The sequence below is a fragment of the Adlercreutzia sp. DFI.6.23 genome, assembly GCF_024462535.1.
Classification (GTDB): Bacteria; Actinomycetota; Coriobacteriia; order Coriobacteriales; family Eggerthellaceae; genus Adlercreutzia; species Adlercreutzia rubneri.
Window position 1 is genome coordinate 1 of sequence record NZ_JANGBP010000596.1, and the last position, 297, is coordinate 297.

At 66.7% G+C, this 297-nt stretch carries 1 protein-coding gene; it reads right to left on the reverse strand.

What is annotated here, in order from left to right; genetic code table 11:
• Positions 1-110 precede the first annotated feature (110 nt).
• Positions 111-297 (reverse strand): D-aminoacyl-tRNA deacylase (locus tag NE591_RS14715; RefSeq protein ID WP_256157042.1); only part of this gene is annotated, 187 nt, incomplete at its 5' end.

Below are 297 nucleotides of genomic sequence, written 5' to 3' on the forward strand. Positions count from 1 at the left end.
AAAACTAGCCGCGCAACGTGCCATTGCCCCATGCGACGCAGGGCGGCTACTCTTTACTGGGGCCGTCCCTCTTTGGCGGGATTGTTCCTCTTCGCGAGGGCCGCCCCCCGCTAAAGCGCGTCGGTGTCAAGCACCACCGTGAACGGCCCGTGGTTCACAAGCGCCACGTCCATCATGGCCCCGAACTCGCCCGTCGCCACCGTGAAGCCGTCGGCGCGCGCCAGATCGGCAAAGTGCTCGTACAGCCGCCGGGCGATAGCTGGCTCGGCCGCGTCTGTGTACGAGGGACGATTCCCC